The organism is Streptomyces durhamensis (genome assembly GCF_000725475.1).
GTDB lineage: Bacteria > Actinomycetota > Actinomycetes > Streptomycetales > Streptomycetaceae > Streptomyces > Streptomyces filipinensis.
Genome location: NZ_JNXR01000011.1, coordinates 65,937 through 78,422 on the forward strand (window position 1 = coordinate 65,937; position 12,486 = coordinate 78,422).

Annotated in this window: 8 protein-coding genes; 6 read left to right on the top strand and 2 right to left on the bottom strand. The window is 71.1% G+C overall.

The window, feature by feature from the left end:
* The first annotated feature begins 2 nt into the window (after window positions 1-2).
* From IO33_RS0117260 to IO33_RS0117275, 4 genes are all read left to right on the top strand, one after another.
* Window positions 3-1,457: a diaminobutyrate--2-oxoglutarate transaminase family protein gene (locus tag IO33_RS0117260; RefSeq protein WP_425347967.1), complete on the top strand. Its 1,455-nt coding sequence runs from the start codon at window positions 3-5 to the stop codon at window positions 1,455-1,457.
* A 273-nt stretch (window positions 1,458-1,730) separates the two neighbouring features.
* The gene (locus IO33_RS0117265; protein ID WP_031165684.1) at window positions 1,731-3,677 is read left to right on the top strand and encodes an IucA/IucC family protein; all 1,947 of its coding nucleotides are present in this window, start codon (window positions 1,731-1,733) and stop codon (window positions 3,675-3,677) included.
* 68 nt (window positions 3,678-3,745) lie between these two features.
* On the top strand, window positions 3,746-4,552 hold the full coding sequence (locus IO33_RS0117270) for a GNAT family N-acetyltransferase (RefSeq protein WP_031165686.1): 807 nt from the start codon (window positions 3,746-3,748) through the stop codon (window positions 4,550-4,552).
* Between the two features lie 138 nt (window positions 4,553-4,690).
* Window positions 4,691-6,682, top strand: coding sequence for an ATP-dependent DNA helicase (locus IO33_RS0117275; RefSeq protein WP_031165688.1), 1,992 nt, complete (start codon window positions 4,691-4,693; stop codon window positions 6,680-6,682).
* 175 nt (window positions 6,683-6,857) lie between these two features.
* On the opposite strand, the gene lexA is transcribed toward IO33_RS0117275, so the two are convergent.
* Window positions 6,858-7,637, bottom strand: coding sequence for a transcriptional repressor LexA (gene lexA / locus IO33_RS0117280; protein ID WP_031165691.1), 780 nt, complete (start codon window positions 7,635-7,637; stop codon window positions 6,858-6,860).
* 564 nt (window positions 7,638-8,201) lie between these two features.
* On the opposite strand from lexA, the gene nrdR reads away from it, so the two are divergent.
* Both nrdR and IO33_RS0117290 read left to right on the top strand, forming a co-directional pair.
* Window positions 8,202-8,753, top strand: coding sequence for a transcriptional regulator NrdR (nrdR, locus tag IO33_RS0117285; RefSeq protein ID WP_031165692.1), 552 nt, complete (start codon window positions 8,202-8,204; stop codon window positions 8,751-8,753).
* A 164-nt stretch (window positions 8,754-8,917) separates the two neighbouring features.
* Entirely contained in the window at window positions 8,918-11,812 is a 2,895-nt protein-coding gene (locus IO33_RS0117290; RefSeq protein WP_031165694.1) for a vitamin B12-dependent ribonucleotide reductase, read from the top strand.
* A 51-nt stretch (window positions 11,813-11,863) separates the two neighbouring features.
* Here the strand turns inward: IO33_RS0117290 and IO33_RS0117295 are convergent, their stop codons facing one another.
* On the bottom strand, window positions 11,864-12,391 hold the full coding sequence (locus IO33_RS0117295; RefSeq protein WP_031165696.1) for a TerD family protein: 528 nt from the start codon (window positions 12,389-12,391) through the stop codon (window positions 11,864-11,866).
* Window positions 12,392-12,486: the final 95 nt, after the last annotated feature.

Sequence of the window (12,486 nt, forward strand, 5' to 3'; positions counted from 1 at the left end):
CCGTGGCCGTAACGGAGTCGATGGCCGGAGGCCTGCACGGGGAAGAGCAGGCTGTGCACGAGGGAATCCTCAGACGCCAGTCGGCGCGCGAGTCCTCCGCCCGTACCTACGCCCGCGCCCTGCCGATCGTGCCGGTCCGGGCCCGAGGGCTCACCATCGAGGGCGCCGACGGCCGCCGCTATCTGGACTGCCTCTCCGGCGCGGGCACACTCGCCCTCGGCCACAATCACCCGGTCGTCCTGGAAGCCATCCGCAGGGTCCTGGACTCCGGCGCTCCGCTCTCCGTCCTGGACCTCGCGACCCCCGTCAAGGACGCCTTCATCACCGAGCTGTTCCGTACCCTCCCGACCGGCCTCGCCGACCGTGCCCGTGTCCAGTTCTGCGGACCGGCCGGTACCGATGCCGTCGAGGCCGCGCTCAAGCTGGTCCGGGCCGCGACCGGCCGCACCGGCGTCCTCGCCTTCACCGGGGCCTACCACGGCATGACCGCCGGTGCCCTGGCCGCCTCCGGCGGTGCCCGGGACGTCCAGGTCGCCCGCCTGCCCTATCCGCAGGACTACCGCTGCCCCTTCGGTGTCGGCGGACCGCGCGGGGCCGCGCTCTCCGCCCGCTGGACCGAGTCCCTCCTGGACGACCCCAAGTCCGGAGTGCCCCTGCCCGCGGGCATGATCCTCGAACCCGTGCAGGGCGAGGGCGGGGTGATTCCCGCGCCGGACGACTGGCTGCGCCGTATGCGACTGCTCACGGCCGACCGGTCCATCCCGCTGATCGCCGACGAGATCCAGACCGGCGTGGGCCGGACCGGCGCCTTCTGGGCCGTCGACCACAGCGGCATCAGCCCCGACGTCATGGTCCTGTCCAAGGCCATCGGCGGCAGCCTCCCGCTGGCCGTGATCGTCTACCGCGAGGATCTCGACGTCTGGCCACCCGGCGCCCACGCGGGAACCTTCCGCGGCAACCAGCTCGCCATGGCCGCGGGCACCGCGACCCTCAGCCACGTCCGGGAGAACGGCCTCGCCGAACGAGCCGCCGGCCTCGGCGCCCGCATGCTGGACCAACTCGGGGAACTGGCCCGCTCGTTCGCGTGCGTCGGAGAGGTGCGGGGACGCGGGCTGATGATCGGGGTCGAACTGGTCGACCCCGACGGCACCGGAGCCGGGCCCGGCGGGACCCCTCCCGCGTCCGCCGGTCCGGAGCCCCGCTCCGCTCCGCGCCGGGCCGCGCCCGAACTCGCCGCGGCCGTACAGCGGGAGTGCCTCCAGCGAGGGCTGATCGTCGAACTCGGCGGCCGGCACACGGCCGTGGTCCGGCTGCTTCCCCCGCTCACGATCAGCGACGAACAGGCCGCAGCCGTACTGGACCGGCTGGCGGACGCGGTGGCAGCGGTGGCCCGCACCCACGAGGAACACGGCCCGCACCGCGGCCGGGACCACGACCCTGACCAGCGCACCGGCTGACAGCCGCACCGACACCGCCCGGCCGCCGAGGCCGGCACCAGCCTCCCTGACCCCTGCCCATCCAACCGCTGTCCCCGGTAAGGACATTCGGTCCGACAGCGGCCTCCCACGACACACAGCCCTCTCGTTCACGCCCGCTCCCAGCGCCGACGCGGCCCTCCGGCACCGCCCGCGCAACCGTCGACGCGGCGAGGCCGACCGCCGGCCACAGGGCAGCGGCGAGCGAGTGACAGCGCGAACACCGCACCATCCAGCCGGCCACGAGGAGCCGTCATGAACGCCAACCCCACTCCCGACGGCAACTCCGGTGCTCCCGACGAACAGGGGGACTCCGGCATCCCGGCCTCCCCTGTGCCGCTCGCCGAGGCGGTTCCCCAGCAGAAGAGGCGCACCGTCGATCTCAGCCGAGTGACCGAGCCCGGCGCCGACCTGCTGGAGCATCCCGACCCGCGCACCGCGGCCCAGGCCGCCGCCGTGGACAACCTGTTGCGCTGCTGGGTGCGGGAGAGCAACCTCGCGGCCCCCCACAGCGGCACCCTCTGCCTCTCGCTGCCGGCCAGCGGCACCTCCCTGCTCGTGCCGGTCCGCTACTGGTCGGCCACGGGCCTGCACCGCTTCGGCCCACCCCGCCTGATCGGCGCCCCGGCGGCCGCTCCCGCGGTCGACGCCGTCACCTTGGCGGCCCTGCTCGTCCGGGAGACGGCCGGTGACACCGGCGGCACGGCCTCCGCCGAGGAACCCACCGGTGTCGGCCACGGCGATCTCGTGGCCAGGGTGGCGGACTCCCAGCGCCGCACCGCGACCTTCCTCCACGACCGGCGCGAGCACCCCGACGATCCCCCCGACCTGTTCCTCTCCGCCGAGCAGGCCCTCCTCCTCGGACACCCCCTGCACCCGACCCCCAAGAGCCGGGAAGGCCTGACCGACTCCGAAGCCCGGCTGTACGCACCGGAGCTGCGCGGCTCCTTCGCCCTGCACTGGATGGCCGTCGCGCCCTCGCTGCTCGCCACCGACTCGTCCTGGACCGAGCGGGGCCGACCCGTTCTTGCCGCCGACCTCGTCCGGCGCCTCGCCGGAACGGGCCTTCCGGTGCCCGAGGACTACGCCGCCCTCCCCCTGCACCCGTGGCAGGCCCGCGAACTGCGCCACCGCGAACCCGTCGCCGCCCTCCTCGACTCCGGACTCCTGCGTGACCTCGGGCCTCTCGGCACCGCCTGGCATCCCACCTCCTCCGTCCGCACGGTGTACCGGTCGGGCGCCCCCGCGATGCTCAAGCTGTCGCTCGGCCTGAGCATCACCAACTCCCGCCGCGAGAACCTGCGCAAGGAACTCCACCGCGGAGTCGAGGTGCACCGGCTGCTGCGCACCGGCCTGTCCCGGCGATGGCAGGCCGCACACCCCTGCTTCGACATCGTCCGCGACCCGGCCTGGCTCGCCGTCGACACCCCGGACGGCCTGCCTGTGCCCGGACTCGACGTGGTGATCAGGCACAACCCGTTCGCCCCGACCGACGACGTCGGCTGTGTCGCCGGACTCGTCTCGCCGCGACCCGTGCCCGAACCGGGCGGCGACTCCTCGCCCCACCACGGGACCCGGCCCATGCGCTCCCGGCTGGCCCAGCTCGTCGAACGGCTCGCCGCGCGCACCGGCCGGCCGCTCGCGGCCGTTGCCGCGGAGTGGTTCCTCCGCTACCTGGAACAGGTCGTGCGACCCGTGCTCTGGCTGGACGGCGAGGCCGGTATCGCCCTCGAAGCCCACCAGCAGAACACCCTGCTCCTGCTCGACGGCGACGGCTGGCCCGCCGGCGGTCGCTACCGCGACAACCAGGGCTACTACTTCCGCACGTCCCGGCGAGCCGAACTGAGCTCCCGGCTGCCCGGTATCGGTGAGCACAGCGACACCTTCGTCCCCGACGAGGTGACCGACGAACGCTTCGCCTACTACCTCGCCATCAACAACGTGCTCGGCCTGATCGGCGCGTTCGGCTCCCAGCGCCTCGTCGACGAGCGACTCCTCCTCGCGGCCTTCCGCCGCTTCCTCACCGACGCCGCCACCGGGCCCACCGCACTGCGCAGCCCCCTTCCCGGCCTCCTGCTCGACGCACCCGTCCTGCGCTGCAAGGCCAACCTGCTGACCCGCCTGCACGGCCTGGACGAACTCGTCGGCCCGGTCGACACCCAGTCCGTCTACGTCACCATCGCCAACCCCCTTCACCCCTGAACGCACCGCACGGTCTCCCGGCACTTCCGAGGAACATGAACCACCTCGTCTCCTGAGAGGAGCGCATCTTGCCTCCCACCGACGCGAACGCCGACCCGGGCCCCGGCCCCGCCCGACCGGGCGCCCCCGTCGCCCCGGGCGTCCCGGCTCACCGGGGCTCCGCCGACCCACGAGGCGACGGCGCGGCCACCCGGGGCGCCCCCTTCGCCGGGTTCGCCGTCGAGGACGACGACACGGACTGCGAGGACACGCTGGACCTGCAGCTGCCCGCGGACTTCCTGCGCCTCTTCGCCGGCGGGGCCACCTGTCTCCTGGACCAGCTGCACACGTGGGGCACCGTGCTCACCCGCGTCGGCTCCTTCCAGCTGGTGCCCGTGCGCATCGAGGACGACCTGCCGCTCATCCACCGCTGGATGAACGACCCCGCCGTCGCGGCGTTCTGGGAGCTGGCCGGGCCCCGGACCCGGGCGGAGGGGCACCTGCGCACCCAGCTCGACGGCGACGGACGCAGCGTGCCGTGTCTCGGCGTGCTGGACGGCACACCGATGAGCTACTGGGAGATCTACCGGGCGGACCTGGACCCGCTGGCCCGCCACTATCCGGCCCGCCCTCATGACACCGGCATCCACCTCCTCGTCGGTGCGGCCGCGGACCGAGGACGAGGGCTGGGATCCGTGCTGCTCCGTGCCGTGGCCGACCTGGTCCTCGACCGGCGCCCGACGTGCGCACGGGTCGTGGCGGAACCCGCCCTGCACAACGCCCCCTCCGTCGCGGCGTTCCTGAGCGCCGGCTTCCGGTTCGCCGACGAGGTCGACCTGCCCGGCAAGCGGTCCGCCCTCATGATCCGGGACCGCGTCCTGAGGGATGTGCTGTAGCCCACTGCGACGGCACCGTCACCCTTGGTGTGCCGCTCAGCCCGCCCCGCCACCCGCCAGGAGCCAGGCCGTGATCCCGCCCTCCCCACCCGCCTTGATCCCCCCGTTGTCAGTGCCGGGCCGTAGGGTGGTCGGGCTATGACGAAGCCCTCACTCCCCGAACTCCTCCACGCCGCCGTCACAGCTGTCGGTGGTACGGAGCGCCCTGGCCAGGTGACCATGGCCGAAGCGGTCGCCGAGGCGATCGACGACGGATCCCACCTGCTGGTGCAGGCCGGCACCGGCACCGGTAAGTCGCTCGGCTACCTCGTGCCGGCGCTCGCGCACGGGGAACGAGTGGTCGTCGCCACGGCCACGCTCGCGCTGCAGCGCCAGCTCGTGGAGCGCGACCTGCCCCGCACGGTCGACGCCCTGCATCCGCTGCTGCGCCGCCGCCCGGAGTTCGCGATGCTCAAGGGCCGGTCGAACTACCTGTGCCTGCACCGCCTGCACGAGGGCATGCCGCAGGACGAGGAGGACGGCCTCTTCGACCAGTTCGAGGCCGCCGCGCCCACCAGCAAGCTGGGCCAGGACCTCCTGCGGCTGCGCGACTGGTCGGACGAGACGGAGACCGGCGACCGGGACGATCTCACTCCGGGTGTCTCGGACCGGGCCTGGGCGCAGGTGTCGGTGTCGTCGCGGGAGTGCCTGGGCGCGTCGAAGTGCGCGTACGGCGCGGAGTGCTTCGCCGAGATGGCCCGGGAGCGTGCCAAGCTCGCCGATGTCGTGGTCACGAACCACGCCCTGCTCGCCATCGACGCCATCGAGGGCGCGCCGGTGCTGCCGCAGCACGAGGTGCTGATCGTGGACGAGGCGCATGAACTCGTCTCCCGGGTCACCGGTGTCGCGACCGGCGAACTCACCCCCGGCCAGGTCAATCGAGCGGTGCGCCGGGCGGCCAAGCTCGTCAACGAGAAGGCCGCCGATCAGCTCCAGACCGCCGCCGAGGGCTTCGAGCGGCTGATGGAGCTGGCCCTGCCGGGCCGCCTGGAGGAGATCCCGGAAGACCTCGGCTACGCCCTCATGGCACTGCGGGACGCCGCGCGTACGGTCATCACCGCGCTCGGCTCGACCCGCGACAAGTCGGTGCAGGACGAGGACGCGGTCCGCAAGCAGGCGCTCGCCTCGGTGGAGACGGTGCACGACGTGGCCGAGCGGGTCCTGAACGGCTCGGAGTGGGACGTCGTGTGGTACGAGCGCCACGACCGCTTCGGCGCGTCCCTGCGGGTCGCTCCCATGTCGGTCTCGGGCCTGCTCAGGGAGAAGCTCTTCGCCGACCGCGCTGTCGTCCTCACCTCCGCGACCCTCAAGCTGGGCGGCGATTTCAACGGCGTCGGCGCGTCGCTGGGCCTCGGCCCCGAGGGGAAGGAGGGCGAGGACCTGCCGGCGTGGAAGGGCGTCGATGTCGGCTCGCCCTTCGACTACCCGAGGCAGGGCATCCTCTATGTCGCCAAGCACCTCGCGCGGCCCGCGCGCGACGGTGAGCGTTCCGACATGCTCGACGAGCTGACCGAGCTCATCCAGGCGGCGGGGGGCCGTACTCTCGGTCTGTTCTCGTCCATGCGGGCCGCGCAGCTCGCGGCGGAGGAGCTGCGCTCCCGGATCCCCGAGTTCCCGATCCTGCTCCAGGGCGAGGAGACCCTGGGTGAGCTGATCAAGAACTTCGCGGCCGACCCGAAGACGTGCCTGTTCGGAACGCTGTCCCTGTGGCAGGGCGTCGACGTCCCCGGCCCCAGCTGCCAGCTGGTCGTCATGGACAAGATCCCGTTCCCCCGCCCCGACGATCCCCTGATGAGCGCCCGGCAGAAGGCGGTGGAGGACGCGGGCGGCAACGGCTTCATGGCGGTGGCCGCCACCCACGCGGCGCTGCTCATGGCGCAGGGCGCCGGCCGGCTGGTCCGTGCCTCGGGGGACCGGGGTGTGGTCGCCGTACTGGATCAGCGGCTGGCCACCGCGCGGTACGGCGGTTACCTGAAGACGTCACTGCCGGACTTCTGGTTCACCACGGACCGCAACCAGGTCCGCAAGTCGCTCGCCGCGATCGACGCGGCGGCCCGGGAGGCGGAGGCGCGGCAGGCGGAGGCGAAGTGATCGTGGGGTGGCCCGACCGGCACCGGTCGGGCCATCCCACGAGGCGCAAGCCGCGAGGAGGCGTCCGGGAGACCAAGGCGCTGGGACGCTCTGGACGCAGCTGGGCCCCGGAACCGGCGCAGGGGTTCCGGGGCCCGGTCAGGGAGCGAGCAGCCGTGCGGGCCGCCCGCGGGCGTCACACGCGCCGCAGCACCGCGACGACCTTGCCCAGGATGGTCGCGTCGTCGCCGGGGATCGGCTCGTAGGCCGCGTTGTGCGGGAGGAGCCAGACATGGCCGTCCTCGCGCTTGAAGCGCTTGACGGTGGCTTCGCCGTCGAGCATGGCCGCCACGATGTCGCCGTTCTCGGCGACCGGCTGACGGCGCACGGTGACCCAGTCGCCGTCGCAGATCGCGGCCTCGATCATGGAGTCGCCGACGACCTTGAGGACGAACAGTTCACCGTCGCCGACGAGCTGGCGGGGGAGGGGGAAGACGTCCTCGACGGACTCCTCCGCGAGAATGGGGCCACCGGCGGCGATACGGCCGACCAGCGGAACGTAGGACGCGGCGGGCTTGCCGGCGGTGTCCGTGGGCTGCACGGTCACGGCCTGGTCGGAGCCGCGCACCTCGTACGCGCGCGGGCGGTGCGGGTCACGGCGCAGGAAGCCCTTGCGCTCCAGTGCCATGAGCTGATGCGCGACCGAGGAGGTGCTGGAGAGGCCGACGGCCTGACCGATCTCCCGCATCGACGGCGGATAGCCGCGCCGCTGTACGGAGTCACGGATGACTTCGATCACGCGACGCTGCCGGTCGGTGAGTCCGGAGCTGTCCGCCCGGATTCCTGGAGGTCGGCCCGGCAGGGAGCGCTTGTGCCCTTCGGGATGCGCGGCTTCGTTCATCACGTGTACCGGCTCGACTCGGCCCTGGGAGCGGTCCTGGGCAGTGATGGTGGCACTGTCTGCGGTGGTGGTCACGTCGGCCCCTCTCGATGGTCTCCCTGCTGGACAACGGTAGTTGCTTTCGAAAGGTTGCGCCAAACACACGTTCGAGTGAAAAAGTGCGATTCACCGGACGTGATCGCGTGTCTGGGTGTATTGCTGACGCGCTACCTGGCGGGCAAAAGCGCCCATTGTTGTACTCTTCACCGCCGGGGTTGCCGACCCCGTGGGCCGCCGTCCCAGTCTGCCATCCGGAAGCCGGGCGTCCGGGCCTCGGGTCCCTTCTGTGCCGGAGTCCCACGCGTCCTCCGTGCGGCGCCCACGGTATCTCCGTAAGCATCACAGCGATACGGCTCCGCGCCGCGTGTCCCCGCCGTCACCTGTGTGCGGGATGTCCGCCGCCCTTCCGGTGCGACACGCGTGTCCGCCTCGGTGTATGAGCCAATCCCCACATCTAGTGGTTGGATGGCTACAGCAGCCCACAAGTTGTGGTCCCCCCGGTCTGAGACTGCTCCGCGATCGCCTATGCTTAGGGCTGCTTCGCGGGGCCCATGAGGTCCGGTGAGGTTGTTGAGTCTGCTGTGAGGAGGGTTGGAGATCATGCACTGCCCCTTCTGCAGGCACCCCGACAGCCGTGTGGTCGACAGTCGTACGACCGACGACGGCACGTCGATCCGCAGGCGCCGTCAGTGTCCTGACTGCTCCCGTCGTTTCACGACCGTGGAGACGTGCTCGCTGATGGTGATCAAGCGGTCGGGGGTCACCGAGCCTTTCAGTCGTGTCAAGGTCATCAACGGCGTGCGCAAGGCGTGCCAGGGACGGCCTGTCACCGAGGACGCACTCGCCCAGCTCGGCCAGCGGGTCGAGGAGGCGCTGCGGGCCACCGGAAGCGCCGAGCTGACCACCCACGATGTGGGGCTGGCCATACTCGGCCCGTTGCAGGAGCTCGACCTCGTCGCCTATCTGCGATTCGCCTCCGTCTACCGGGCGTTCGACTCGCTCGAGGACTTCGAGGCCGCGATCGCGGAGCTGAGGGAGGCGCCGCGAGGCCCCGCCGCGGACGAGGAAGACGCGGGAGCGGGGAGCCAGGAAGACCATCGCGGGCCCGTCGGGACCACTCAGGTCCCCGTGCCCGTCCGCGCCGCCGACTGACCGGCGGGCCGGCGCCCGGGAGGAGACCGGGTTCCGGCCGGAAGGCGGCGACCGAAGACCTGTTGCGGGCGGCGGCTGAGGGTGCCCGCAACACAAGACAGAACACCGTGCCACGGGAACAAACGGGGCACTTCTGGGCGTTTTCGCCCGTACAGGGAGGCGGCATGACAGAGACGGCGAGCGGTCCGGCACGAGGTTCCCGAGCCAAGGGCGCCAAGGCCACCAAGGGGCTGCGTATCGAGCGCATCCACACCACTCCCGGCGTGCACCCGTACGACGAGGTGTCGTGGGAGCGCCGTGACGTCGTCATGACCAACTGGCGCGACGGCTCGGTCAACTTCGAGCAGCGTGGCGTCGAGTTCCCCGACTTCTGGTCGGTGAACGCGGTCAACATCGTCACCAGCAAGTACTTCCGCGGTGCCGTCGGCACCCCGCAGCGCGAGACCGGCCTCAAGCAGCTGATCGACCGCATCGTGAAGACGTACCGGAAGGCCGGTGAGGACCACAGGTACTTCGCCTCGCCCGCCGACGCGGAGATCTTCGAGCACGAGCTGGCGTACGCCCTCCTGCACCAGATCTTCAGCTTCAACAGCCCCGTCTGGTTCAACGTGGGCACGTCGCAGCCCCAGCAGGTCTCCGCGTGCTTCATCCTGTCCGTCGACGACTCCATGGAGTCGATCCTCGACTGGTACAAGGAAGAGGGCATGATCTTCAAGGGCGGCTCCGGTGCCGGCCTGAACCTCTCCCGCATCCGCTCCTCCAAGGAGCTGCTGTCCTCCGGCGGCAACGCCTCCGGTCCCGTCTCCTTCATGCGCGGCGCCGACGCCTCCGCCGGCACCATCAAGTCCGGTGGTGCCACCCGCCGCGCCGCCAAGATGGTCGTGCTCGACGTCGACCACCCCGACATCGAGGACTTCATCCAGACCAAGGTCAGCGAGGAGGAGAAGATCCGCGTCCTGCGCGACGCGGGCTTCGACATGGACCTGGGCGGCGACGACATCACGTCCGTCCAGTACCAGAACGCCAACAACTCGGTCCGCGTGAACGACGAGTTCATGAACGCGGTCGAGGGCGGCGGCCAGTTCGGCCTGCGGGCCCGGATGACCGGCGAGGTCATCGAGGAGGTCGACGCCAAGGCGCTCTTCCGCAAGATCGCCGAGGCCGCGTGGGCCTGCGCCGACCCGGGCATCCAGTACGACGACACCATCAACAACTGGCACACCTGCCCCGAGTCCGGCCGGATCACCGCGTCGAACCCGTGCAGCGAGTACATGCACCTGGACAACACGTCCTGCAATCTGGCCTCGCTGAACCTGATGAAGTTCCTGAAGGACGACGGCAAGGGCAACCAGTCCTTCGAGACCGAGCGCTTCCAGAAGGTCGTCGAGCTGGTCATCACCGCGATGGACATCTCCATCTGCTTCGCGGACTTCCCGACCCAGAAGATCGGCGAGAACACCCGCGCGTTCCGCCAGCTCGGCATCGGCTACGCCAACCTCGGCGCCCTGCTGATGGCCACCGGCCACGCCTACGACTCCGACGGCGGCCGTGCCCTGGCCGGCGCCATCACCTCCCTCATGACGGGTACGGCCTACCGCCGTTCCGCCGAGCTGGCCTCGGTCGTCGGCCCGTACGACGGCTACGCCCGCAACGCCGACGCCCACAACCGGGTCATGAAGCAGCACGCCGACGCCAACGGCACGGCCGTGCGCATGGACGACCTGGACACCCCGGTGTGGGCCGCCGCCACGGAGGCCTGGCAGGACGTCGTCCGTCTCGGTGAGAAGAACGGTTTCCGTAACTCCCAGGCGTCCGTCCTCGCCCCGACCGGCACCATCGGCCTCGCGATGTCCTGCGACACCACCGGTGTCGAGCCCGACCTGGCGCTCGTGAAGTTCAAGAAGCTGGTCGGCGGCGGCTCGATGCAGATCGTCAACGGCACCGTCCCGCAGGCCCTGCGCCGCCTGGGCTACCAGGAGGAGCAGATCGAGGCGATCGTCGCCCACATCGCCGAGAACGGCAATGTGATCGACGCTCCCGGCCTCAGGAACGAGCACTACGAGGTGTTCGACTGCGCCATGGGCGAGCGGGCCATCTCCCCGATGGGCCACGTCCGCATGATGGCCGCGATCCAGCCGTGGATCTCGGGCGCCATCTCCAAGACGGTCAACATGCCGGAGACGGCGACCGTCGAGGAGGTCGAGGAGATCTACTTCGAGGCCTGGAAGCTCGGCGTCAAGGCGCTCGCGATCTACCGCGACAACTGCAAGGTCGGCCAGCCGCTCTCCGCGAAGACCAAGGAGAAGGAGAAGGCCGAGGTCACCGAGAAGGCCGAGGCGACCATCCGCGAGACGGTCGAGAAGGTCATCGAGTACCGCCCGGTCCGCAAGCGCCTCCCCAAGGGCCGCCCCGGGATCACCACGTCCTTCACGGTCGGCGGCGCCGAGGGCTACATGACCGCCAACTCCTACCCGGACGACGGTCTCGGCGAGGTCTTCCTGAAGATGTCCAAGCAGGGCTCGACGCTCGCGGGCATGATGGACGCCTTCTCCATCGCGGTCTCCGTGGGCCTCCAGTACGGCGTGCCGCTGGAGACGTACGTCTCGAAGTTCACCAACATGCGCTTCGAGCCGGCCGGCATGACCGACGACCCGGACGTGCGGATGGCGCAGTCGATCGTCGACTACATCTTCCGCCGCCTGGCGCTGGACTTCCTTCCCTTCGAGACCCGCTCCGCGCTCGGCATCCACTCCGCCGAGGAGCGCCAGCGGCACCTGGAGACCGGCTCCTACGAGCCCGCCGACGACGAGGTCGACGTCGAGGGCCTCGCCCAGTCGGCGCCGCGCGCCCAGGAGCTGAAGGCGGTCGCCGCGCCGAAGGCCGGCACCGAGGCGGCCCAGCCCGCCCCGAAGCAGGCCCACACCAGCGCCGAGCTGGTGGAGATGCAGCTGGGCATCCAGGCCGACGCCCCGCTGTGCTTCTCCTGCGGTACGAAGATGCAGCGGGCCGGTTCCTGCTACATCTGCGAGGGCTGCGGTTCGACCAGCGGCTGCAGCTGACGGTCCACAGGTGAAGCGAGGGGCGCCGGCCGTGGCCGGCGCCCCTCGCCGTCACCGGGCCCTGCCCATGACCCGGGTGAAGGCCACCGGATCCTCCTCGAAGCCGTGCACGCCGGGCCGGAAGGTCCACTGCCCGGAGTCGTCACGCACGAACTCGGCGATCGTGGCCGCCGTCGCCCCGAGGACGGAGCCGAAGTCGTCCTCGGCGAGCACGGTGTAGCCCTCGCGGACGCGCATGGCCGGATTCAGCACGTCGGCGAACACCGTGTGCCCGGACCGTTGTTGGATGACGACACCGACGACCACGCGCGCGTACCGGGCATCGAGCCGGTCCAGTTCCAGCGCCATGACCTCGTCCCAGCCGAAGCCCCTGCCGTCCGCGCTGTCCCGGTTGAGGAAGATCGTCCCGTCGGGTGAGCGGCTGTCGAAGTGCACCAGGTAGGCCGGATCCCCGTAGGCGTCGCCCGAGACGAACGTCGCCGCGACGATGTCGAGGTCGGTGGGCGGCCGGCCCGCCGGACTGGGGTCCCACTTGAGCCCGACCTCGACCTTGCGCAGTCCTTTGCTGAAGCCGGTCAACGGGCTTCCCCTTCCCCCTGTGGTTGCCATGCCCCAACTCCGGTGAAGTCAGGGCTCCTTGTCCATCGTGCCACGCCCGCCGGAGCGCAGGCCCG

Excerpts from the sequence above, each read along its gene's own strand:
- IO33_RS0117290 (WP_031165694.1), top strand. The coding sequence starts at position 8,918 with ATGACAGAGACGGCGAGCGGTCCGGCACGAGGTTCCCGAGCCAAGGGC.
- IO33_RS0117275 (WP_031165688.1), top strand. The coding sequence starts at position 4,691 with ATGACGAAGCCCTCACTCCCCGAACTCCTCCACGCCGCCGTCACAGCT.
- nrdR (WP_031165692.1), top strand. The coding sequence starts at position 8,202 with ATGCACTGCCCCTTCTGCAGGCACCCCGACAGCCGTGTGGTCGACAGT.
- IO33_RS0117265 (WP_031165684.1), top strand. The coding sequence starts at position 1,731 with ATGAACGCCAACCCCACTCCCGACGGCAACTCCGGTGCTCCCGACGAA.